Genomic DNA, 9,658 nt, shown 5'->3' on the forward strand with positions numbered 1-9,658 from the left:
GAATACCAACCGAAAACAAGTTGAGGGCTTCACCTCAACCATAGAATCTCCCACACAGGATTTGCTTAAACGCGCACGTTACGTCCTGGCAAGGTCGTGCGCTGGCTGTTTTCCCAATTCTCTACCAGGCCCACCGGCACATCCGACGCTGGCAGCATCTTCACCCCGCGAACCAGGTCCGAAGCCCGTTCGGCGAGCATGATGGTCGGCGCATTGAGGTTGCCGTTCGGTTCGGTCGGGAACACCGAAGAGTCGATGACCCGCAACCCCTGGATGCCATGCACCCGCAGCTCGGAATCCACCACCGCCATGTCGTCCTCGCCCATGCGGCACGAGCCACACGGATGGTAGGTGCTTTCGAGGTTGTCACGGACAAAGGCGTCGAGGTCTTCATCGCTGGTCACCAGCGCTCCGGGAGCGATTTCGCCGTCGCGGAAACGGTCCATGGCTTTCTGGCCGATGATCTCCCGGGTCAGGCGGATGCAGCGGCGGAAGCCTTCGCGGTCCTCTTCGCGCTCCAGGTAGTTGAAACGAATCTCCGGGTGTTCGTACGGATCGGCCGACCGCGCCCGCACATAACCACGGCTTTTCGGCTTGTTCGGCCCTGTGAGTACCATGAAACCGTGGCCCTTGATCGGCTTGTTGCCGTCGTAGCGCATCGCTGCCGGCAGGAAGTGGAACTGGATGTCCGGCCAGCGCAGGCCCTTTTCGGAGCGAATGAAACCACCGGCCTCGAAGTGGTTGGTGGCGCCCAGGCCGTCCTTGAACAGCAGCCAGCGCAAACCGATCATCAATTTGCTCAGCGGGTCCATCTTGCTGTTGAGCGTCACCGGTTCCTTGCAGCCGAACTGAATGTACACCTCGGCGTGATCCTGCAGGTTCTCCCCTACCCCCGGCAGGTCATGGCGCACGCCGATCCCGGCCTTGCGCAGGACCTCGGCCGGGCCGATGCCGGAGCGTTGCAGCAGGTGCGGCGAACCGATCGGCCCGGACGAGATCAGGACTTCGCGGTTGCAATAAACCTGGTGGGTCTGACCACCGTGGTCATACATCACCCCGACTGCACGCTTGCCTTCGAGGATGATCTGGCGCGTCATCGCATGGGTGATCACCGTCAGGTTCGGACGGCCCATGGCCGGACGCAAGTAGGCGTTGGCCGTGGAGCAGCGCACGCCATTTTTCACGGTCATGTGCATTGCACCGAAACCTTCCTGCATGTAGCCGTTGCAATCTTCGGTCTTGATGTAGCCCGCCTCCGCGCCGGCTTCGACCCAGGCCCCGTACAACGGATTTTTCATGTGGTTGCCGTTGGTGGTGTGCAGGGGTCCGGTCTGCCCCCGATAAATGTCGCCACCGGACTCGTAGCTTTCGGCGCGCTTGAAGTACGGCAGGCAATTCTTGTAGCCCCAGCCCTGGGCGCCAAGGGATTCCCATTCGTCGAAATCCAGGGCGTGGCCGCGAATGTAAACCAGGCCATTGATCGACGATGATCCCCCCAGCACCTTGCCCCGCGGGCAATGAATGCGCCGGCCGTTGAGGTAGGTTTCCGGCTCGGTTTCGTAGCGCCAGTTGTACTTCTTGGTGTTCATCGGGATCGAGAACGCACTGGGCATCTGGATCACCACGCTCTTGTCGCTGCCGCCGAATTCCAGGACGAGCACCGAGGTGGCCGGGTCTTCGCTCAGGCGGTTGGCCAACACACAACCTGCCGAGCCTGCGCCAATGATGATGTAGTCGTATTTTTGCGTGGTCATGGCTATCTCCCGACCGTCGATTGAGTGAACACCGGCCGTGGTTGCTGTTTATGGGTCAGCGTGTCGCCAGTGGTGTATTGCGGGGAGGTTATTTCGACCTGCTGGATAACGGCCTCTTCGCGCGCAAGGTCGATCGAACGGCTCAGCCAGTAGTACGCCAGGCCCGAGACGATCAGCCCCACCAGCCAGGCGATGTCGATGCTGCCCAGGGCCTTGGCCAGCGGGCCGACATACACTTCGCGTTGTTCGACGCCGTCGTAGATGTAGAAGAACGGAATCATCGAGATAAAGCCGATGGCATAGGCGGCAATGCCACGCAGGCCCCAGCTGCCGTAGATGTTGCCGTGGGGCATGAAGAAGTGCGGGATGGCGTAGCGGCCCTTGCGCACGAAGAAATAATCCGTGAGGTTGACCGAGGTCCAGGGCACCAGGAAGTACAGCATCACCACCAGGTAGATGCCGAGCACCGACAGGCCTTTGCCGGAACTCTGGATGCTCAGGGCCACGCCCAGTTGCAGCAGGATCACGAACGCGATGGCGAGGATCCGCGCCTTGCGGGTCGGCTCGATGTGCCTGATCGAATCGACACAGGTCAGGGTGGTCAACTTGGCGCTGTAGATGTTCATCGCGATCACGGGCAGGAAGGCCAGGATGGTCACCACCACGACCGCCGTGCCCATCAGTGGCGACACGGTGTTGCCGACTTGCCCCAGGGCCACCAGTACATCGGTGGAGTGCAGGTGATCGGCCAGCCAGCCACCGACGGAAATCATCCACGCGCCGGACAACGAAGCGCCGAGAAACACCACGGCGATCAGCTTGCCGCTGGAGGTGTTCTTCGGCAGGTAACGCGAGTAGTCCGACACGTAGGGGGCATAGGCGATGTTGTAACTCGCCGCGGCCGCGAACTGCGCGATAAAACCGGTCCAGTTGAAGCCCAGCGGTGCCGGGGCCGCTTCGCCCTCGGCCAGCGCCGGCAACACGGCGTCCGGCACCCAGCCCATCAACACCGCCAGGGTCACCAGGCCGTACAGCGGCAGCGACAGGCACAACGCCCATTTGAAGCTGCGGTGCATCCAGTCATGGCCGAGGATCGCCAACACCGCCGCCGGGAGGGTCACCGCCACCGCGATCACCGCGGGGCTGAAACCGAACAGCGTGTGCAGGCCCTGCATCATCAGCACCAGGTTGACGATGTTGAACCCGGCAAACACGAACAGCGTCGCCAGCAGCACCAGGATCACCCCGCGGTAACCGAACTGCGCGCGGGACTGGATCATCTGTGGCAAGCCGAGGTGCGGGCCTTGCGAACCGTGAAACGCCATGAACAGCGTGCCGAACATGATGCCCAGGGTGCCGGCAAGTGTGGTCCAGAGCGCGGTCAGGCCGACGCTTGGGCCGACGAAGCCGATGGTCATGGTGAAGAAGGTGAAGTTGCCGAGGAACCAGAACGGGCCCTGGCTCGACAGTTTGTCGGTGCGCTCGTTCTCGGGGATGAAGTCAATCGAATGCCCCTCGACAACGGATTTGTCGTCGAGGGAGGACACACTCGTGGCGGACTTGGCGTTAGTGTTCATGATGGACTCTTATTGTTGGAAGATCATGACGAGATAACCGCGTTCTTTTGGGTGAACGACATCCCTGGTGGGGAACCTGTGGGAGCGAGCCTGCTCGCGAAGGCGATGTTTCAGGCGACATTGATGCTGGATATGCCAGCCTCTTCGCGAGCAGGCTCGCTCCCACAGGGTTTGTGTCGTTCAAGAGTCAGCCATGACTCACGGCAAGGTGATCCACACCGCCTTGGTTTCGAGCAGGTAATCGAGCTGCTCGGCGCCCAGGTCCTTGCCGAACCCGGACTGCTTGTAGCCACCGAACGGCATCGACGGGTCGAGGGTGCCATGGGCATTGACGTAGACCGAGCCGGCCTTGAGGCGTGGTATCAGGCGATGCACCTTGCCCAGGTCGTTGGAGTACAGGGCAGCCGCCAAGCCAAAAGGTGAGTCATTGGCCAGGGCCAGGGCCTCTTCATCATCATCGAACTTTGCTGTCACCAGCACCGGACCGAAGATTTCTTCCTGGACGATGCGCATGTCGTTGCGGCAGTTGGCGAAGATGGTCGGCTCGACGAAGAACCCCGGGCCATCGACCGGTTGGCCGCCGTACACCAGTTCGGCGCCTTCGGCCTTGCCGGTCTCGATGTATTCGCTCACGCGCTGCTTTTGCAGGGCTGACACCAGTGGGCCGATGAAGCAGTCCGGGTCCAGGCCCGGGGCCATTTTCAGGGTGCGTGTATAGGCGATCAGCTCACGCAGGAATTCGTCATGGACGCTGCTATGAATATAAGCCCGCGTGCCGGCATCGCATACCTGCCCGGAGTTGAAAAATACGCCATTGGCGACCGCTTGTGCCGCGGCCGGAATGTCGGCATCGGCAAACACGATGACTGGCGATTTTCCACCGAGTTCGAGGGTCAGCCGCTTCATGTCGTCCAGCGCCGCGCGGCCAACGGTAAGGCCCACCGGGGTGGAACCGGTGAAGGTCAATTTGTCGATGCCGGGGTGGGTGGTCATGGCCGCGCCGACCACGCTGCCGCGACCAGTGACGATGTTGATCACGCCGTCCGGAATGCCCGCTTCCTGCACCAGTTGCGCGAAACGCAGGGCCGACAGCGAGGTCAGCTCAGCGGGCTTGACCACCACGGTGCAACCGGTGGCCAGCGCCGCGCCAAGTTTCCAGGCCATGGTTTGCAGCGGGAAGTTCCACGGTACGATGGCGCCAACGACGCCGACCGCTTCCTTGCGGGTATAGGCCAGGTAGTTGCCCGGCAGGGAAGGTTCGACGGTACGGCCGTGCAGCTTGGTGGCCCAGCCGGCGAAGTAACGCAGGGTATCGACGGTGCCCTGGATGTCCACGTCCTTGGCGAAGGCGACCGACTTGCCCATGTCGATCGATTCAATTTGCGCCAGCTCCGCGGCGTTCTGTTCGATCAAATCCGCCAGGCGCTGGATCAGGCGTTCGCGTTGCGCCGGTTTTGCCTGGCTCCATTCGCCACCGTCGAACTGGGCCCGGGCGGCTTGCACGGCGCGGTCCAGGTCTTCAGTGGTGCCCATGGGAATGCGGGTGATCAGGCCTTCGGTCGAGGGCTCGATGACGTCGGACGTCTGGCCGTCGCTGGCGTCGGCCCAGGTACCGCCGATGAACATTTTCTGCGCTTTGCCGAGGAAGGTCTGGGTGGCTTCGCTCACGCCAAACTTCTGCAGGTAACTTTTGACGATCGTGTCCATTTTTATTCTCTCTGCCCGGCAGTCATGCACTGCCGGGTTATGTGGTTTCGATGTTCAGGCTGGAGAGACTTCACTTTCAGCGGCGGCCCGCACCTTGCCCCGCTCGTGGAAGATGAAGCCGATGCTGTTCAGCAGCAGCTGCGCAGCGAGGATCGAGGTCATGCCGGTCGGGTCGTACACCGGTGCCACCTCCACCAGGTCCATGCCCACGATGTTGCCTTTGCTGCGCTTGGCCAGGGCCTGGATGATTTCCAGCACTTCGTAGTAGAGGAAGCCGCCGTGGCTCGGGGTGCCTGTGCCGGGGGCGATGGACGGGTCGAAACCGTCGATGTCGATGGTGATGTAGTAGTTGATGTTCTGCGGGATCAGCGCCAGTACACCTTCGACGCCAAGGCGACGCACATCGCGCACCGAGAGGATCTTCGAACCGGCCTCGTGAGCCGCTTCGTAGTCGTCGCGGTTGGACGACGAGACATTGCGGATGCCCATCTGGGTCATGCCGACAATGTGGTTCATTTCCGAGGCGCGGCGCAGCGGGTTGCCGTGACCGTAACGCACGCCGTGGCGCTCGTCGACGAAATCCAGGTGTGCATCGAAGTGGATGATGTGGATCGGGCCGCGCCCTTCGAAGGCCTTGATTACCGGTGCGTGCACCGAATGATCGCCGCCCAGCACCACCGGCATCACACCGGCATCGAGGATCTTGCGTACGGCGTATTCGGTGTTCTTGTTGCTGGTGGCCATGTCGGTGTGGACGATGTCGGCATCACCGACGTCGACCATGCGCACGTCCGATGCGGTGAGGTACATCACGTCATCTTCGTGATCGTAGGCACCGGCGTGGCCGAAGGAAAACAGCGTCGATGCTTCACGAATCCCGCGTGGTCCGAAGCGTGCGCCGGAGCGCCACTGGGTGCCCATGTCGTTGGGCACGCCAAGCACCGCGACGTCGGCATCCAGCGCATCCCAATCGGTGCACACCGGGGATTTGCCAAAGGTGCAATGCCCCACGAATGGCAGGTTCAGACGACCGGATTCATAACCGTTGTTCGACATTTCTAGCCTCTCCACTTCTTGTTATCGGCTTGGCGGAACTGCAAGGCGACCGCCGTTGGAAAGACTATGAGCGCAGGTTTTCGTGGAAAAAATGCTAAACATCAGATACTCATATCGGCATTCCCGATGCATCCCCATGCCGGAGGTTCCCGATGATCCAACTGCACGATGTCGACCTGAAACTGCTCAGGGTATTTGCCACGATTGTCCGCTGCGGCGGTTTCTCCGCCGCCCAGGCGGCGTTGAACGCCGGGCAGTCGACCATCAGCGAACAGATGACTCATCTGGAAACCCGCCTTGGGGTCAAGCTCTGCCAGCGCGGGCGCAGCGGTTTTCGCCTGACCGAGCAAGGCGTGGCAATCCATGAAGCCACCCAGCGCCTGCTGTCGGCGGTGGAAAATTTCTGCATGGACGCCGACGTGCTCAAGCAGCACATCAGCGGCAAGCTCAACCTGGGGATCATCGACACCACCATCACCGACCCCGATTCGCCGATCCCGCGCACCACCCAGCGCTTCGTGTCACGGGGGCATGACGTGCACCTGAACGTGTACGTCGGCACTCCGGCAGAACTGGAAGAACGGGTGCTCGACGGTCGCCTGCACCTGGCCATCGGGCATTTTCCGATCCATGTACCGGGCCTGCTGCAATCGCCGCTGTATCAGGAAGCGCTGGGTTTGTATTGCGGGCGCCGGCACCCGCTGTATGGGAGCACGGCCGAAGGTGCCGAGCTGCTCGAAGAAATCGGCGCGGGTCGCATCGTCGTGCGCGGCTACATGCAGCAATACGATCTGGAACACTTGGGCGTGAGCAAGGCGGCGGCCACCGTGGACAATATCGAGGCCTCGGCGATCCTGATCATCTCCGGCGCCTACATGGGTTTTCTGCCCGAGCACTTCGCCGCCCAGTGGCTCAAGTCAGGCGAAATGCATCAACTGGGCCCGGCGAGCCTGCGGCTGAAATCACCGTTCGACGTGATCACCCGGCGCGGTGTGGCACCGCCGCCGATCCTTCAGGCGTTTCTCGAGGACCTGGCCGCCAGCACCCGCAAAACGGCCAGCGGGTAATGTGATGCTCGCCAAATTCGAATTCGCCCCGGCATACTGATTTCCGTTCGCCCATCTTGCAGGCCTGTCATGCGCATCCACGTCACCTTCATCGACCGCGTCGGCATCACCCAGGAAGTGCTGGCCCTGCTCGGCGGGCGCAGCTTCAATCTGGACGCCGTGGAAATGGTGCCGCCGAACGTCTACATCGATGCCCCGACCCTTGGCGCGGAAGTACTGGAAGAGTTGCGCGAGGCACTGTTCGGCGTGCGCGGCGTGCAGGCGGTGACCCTGGTCGACATCCTTCCCGGGCAACGACGGCGCCTGCAACTGGATGCCTTGCTCGCCGCCAGTTCCGACCCAGTGCTGGCGGTCGATGATCGCGGTCATGTGCTGCTGGCCAACCCGGCATTGATCGCCCTGTGCGGTCGCGAACCGGCCGGTGAATCGCTGAGCGCGCTGTTCGACGATGCCGATTTGCAAAGCACCTTGATCGCCCACCATTTTCGCCTGCCCATGCACGAGGTCAGCCTTGGCGGCCACACGTTGCTGCTCGACGCCATGCCGATTACCGACGCTGGCGCCCTGCTCACCCTCTATCAGCCGAATCGCATTGGCGAACGCCTCTCGGCGCTGCACCATGATCACGCCGAAGGTTTCGATGCGCTGCTCGGCGAGTCGCCGCCGATCCGCTCGCTCAAGGCCCGCGCGCAACGGGTGGCGGCCCTCGACGCACCGCTGTTGATCCAGGGTGAAACCGGCACCGGCAAGGAACTGGTGGCCCGCGCCTGTCACGCAATCAGCGGTCGCCGTGACAAGCCGTTCCTGGCCCTCAATTGCGCGGCGCTGCCCGAGAGCCTGGCCGAAAGCGAGCTGTTCGGCTACGCCCCCGGCGCGTTCACCGGGGCGCAACGGGGTGGCAAGCTCGGGCTGCTGGAACTGGCTGACCAGGGCACGGTATTTCTCGATGAAGTCGGCGAGATGTCGCCGTACCTGCAAGCCAAGCTGCTGCGCTTTTTGAGTGATGGCTGCTTCCGTCGGGTCGGGGGCGATCGCGAGGTCAAGGTCAATGTGCGGATCCTTAGCGCGACCCACCGCGACCTGGAAAAAATGGTCGGCGAAGGGCACTTTCGCGAAGACCTGTTCTACCGCCTCAATGTCCTCAACCTGCAGGTGCCGCCGCTGCGCGAACGTGGCCACGACATCCTGTTGATGGCCCAGCACTTCATGCAGCAGGCTTGCGCGCAGATCCAGCGCCCGGTCTGTCGCCTGGCGCCGAGCACCTTTCCCGCCCTGCTGGGAAACCGCTGGCCGGGTAATGTGCGGCAACTGCAAAACGTGATCTTTCGCGCGGCGGCGATCTGCGAGAGCCCTTTGGTGGACATTGACGACCTGGACATTGCGCGCACCGCTGTGGAGCGCCGGAACGATGGCGAGGTGGGCAGCCTTGAGGAGGCTGTCGAAGGGTTTGAAAGGAAGTTGCTGGAGCAGCTTTACCAAAGCTATCCGTCCAGCCGCTTGCTCGCGGCACGCCTGCAAACCTCCCATAGTGCGATTGCCATCCGCCTGCGCAAGTACGGCATACCCAACAAGTCGTAAGACCACCTCGGTCAAATGTGGGAGCGGGCTTGCTCGCAAAAGCTGCAGGTCCGTCAACTCATCTGTTGAATGACACACCGCATTCGCGAGCAAGCCCGCTCCCACAGTGCGTGCAGCAATCTGTGTGCAAATCGATACAGCGTATCGAAATCAAGACAAAACCTTCTCGACCCGCTACTCCGGGCTTGCGCCCCTTCCCTTCGCCTCTCTGTCTTGATTTCAATACAGCAGCAACGCCTCAAGCCACCTGATAAACAATCAACCAATTGATTTAAAACAACTTTTATACCTTGGCATCGCCCTTGCTATCTCTTCTACAGCCAAGCTCGAGCCCACATCCGAGCCTGCCAATCGCCTCCGCCACCTGCAGCGGATGAGTCTGAACAATGAGGAGTTGATATGAGCGAATTGCGTTTTACCGTCGAACACGAATGGCTGCGCACCGAAGCTGACGGCACTGTCACCGTTGGCATCACGGCGTTTGCCCAACAGGCATTGGGGGATGTGGTATTCGTTCAGGTGCCTGAGTTGGGCAGTTTCGACGCCGGAGCCGAAGTGTCGGTCGTGGAATCGGTGAAAGCCGCCAGCAGCATCGGCATGCCGCTGGACGGTGAGGTGCTGCACGTGAATTCGGAACTGGACAGCAACCCGGAACTGGTCAACGAAGATCCGCTGGGCGAAGGCTGGTTCTTCCGTTTCCAACCCGCTGACGCTGCCGCGCTCGACCAACTGCTGGATCAGGCCGCCTACGACCGCCTGATCCAAGACCAGATCGACGCCTGAGGACTGCCCATGACCGCCCTCCTCGACACCCATGACGAATTCATCGCCCGCCACATCGGCCCCCGCGCCGGTGACGAGCAAGCCATGCTCAACACCCTCGGCTTCGACTCCCTCGAAGCCCTGAGCGCCAGCGTCA

7 protein-coding genes and 1 pseudogene are annotated in these 9,658 nt (G+C 61.8%); 4 read left to right on the plus strand and 4 right to left on the minus strand.

Features of this window, described 5'->3' with window-relative positions:
• Positions 1-65: 65 nt before the first annotated feature.
• The 4 genes from betA to speB form a co-directional block, all read right to left on the minus strand.
• Positions 66-1,754: a choline dehydrogenase gene (betA, locus tag QLG10_RS29290; RefSeq protein WP_188265403.1), complete on the minus strand. Its 1,689-nt coding sequence runs from the start codon at positions 1,752-1,754 to the stop codon at positions 66-68.
• 2 nt (positions 1,755-1,756) lie between these two features.
• Positions 1,757-3,331, minus strand: a complete 1,575-nt coding sequence (locus tag QLG10_RS29295; protein WP_110754985.1) for a cytosine permease — start codon at positions 3,329-3,331, stop codon at positions 1,757-1,759.
• Between the two features lie 198 nt (positions 3,332-3,529).
• Entirely contained in the window at positions 3,530-5,038 is a 1,509-nt protein-coding gene (locus tag QLG10_RS29300; RefSeq protein WP_282488462.1) for an aldehyde dehydrogenase family protein, read from the minus strand.
• Positions 5,039-5,092: 54 nt separating this feature from the next.
• Positions 5,093-6,094, minus strand: coding sequence for an agmatinase (gene speB / locus QLG10_RS29305; protein ID WP_188265405.1), 1,002 nt, complete (start codon positions 6,092-6,094; stop codon positions 5,093-5,095).
• A gap of 152 nt (positions 6,095-6,246) precedes the next feature.
• Between speB and QLG10_RS29310 the strand changes: the two genes are divergently transcribed.
• From QLG10_RS29310 to gcvH, 4 genes and pseudogenes are all read left to right on the plus strand, one after another.
• Positions 6,247-7,161: a LysR family transcriptional regulator gene (locus QLG10_RS29310; protein ID WP_110754988.1), complete on the plus strand. Its 915-nt coding sequence runs from the start codon at positions 6,247-6,249 to the stop codon at positions 7,159-7,161.
• 69 nt (positions 7,162-7,230) lie between these two features.
• Positions 7,231-8,739: a sigma-54-dependent transcriptional regulator gene (locus QLG10_RS29315; RefSeq protein WP_188265406.1), complete on the plus strand. Its 1,509-nt coding sequence runs from the start codon at positions 7,231-7,233 to the stop codon at positions 8,737-8,739.
• Positions 8,740-8,756: 17 nt separating this feature from the next.
• Positions 8,757-8,846 (plus strand): annotated as a pseudogene (locus QLG10_RS29320) (metal ABC transporter ATP-binding protein); the annotation flags it as partial.
• Positions 8,847-9,138: 292 nt separating this feature from the next.
• Positions 9,139-9,522 (plus strand): glycine cleavage system protein GcvH, encoded by a 384-nt coding sequence (gcvH, locus tag QLG10_RS29325; RefSeq protein WP_110754990.1) that lies wholly within the window; start codon positions 9,139-9,141, stop codon positions 9,520-9,522.
• Positions 9,523-9,658: the final 136 nt, after the last annotated feature.

Origin of the sequence: Pseudomonas sp. V98_8, from assembly GCF_029967975.1 — a bacterium.
GTDB lineage: Bacteria > Pseudomonadota > Gammaproteobacteria > Pseudomonadales > Pseudomonadaceae > Aquipseudomonas > Aquipseudomonas umsongensis.